The sequence below is a fragment of the Escherichia sp. MOD1-EC6300 genome (assembly GCF_002965045.1).
In the GTDB taxonomy this organism is placed as follows: Bacteria; Pseudomonadota; Gammaproteobacteria; order Enterobacterales; family Enterobacteriaceae; genus Escherichia; species Escherichia coli_F.
The window spans coordinates 1-205 of the sequence record NZ_PTRH01000094.1; the positions used below are offsets into that span (position 1 = coordinate 1).

The following is a 205-nucleotide window of genomic DNA, read 5'->3' on the forward strand; positions in this document are numbered from 1 at the left end:
CAGGGAAAGATTACGAAAGCCCGCTCCCCGCAAGGACTGACGCCAGATACTTTCTGTCCATGGCTGCTTTTCGCATCTTACGTCTTAACCCTGCCTTGAATACCTTATCATTCGTCAAAATATTAATTGCGATGTGCCGTATCCCTGAAAATAATTCTGCTGCATTTCCTCTTCTTATTTTGCAGTCGTCTTCATTCATTACCAC

1 pseudogene is annotated in these 205 nt (G+C 43.9%); it reads right to left on the reverse strand.

The annotated features are described in order from the left end of the window. Positions 1-10: 10 nt before the first annotated feature. Positions 11-205: pseudogene (locus BGE37_RS24995) on the reverse strand (ISAs1 family transposase); the annotation flags it as partial.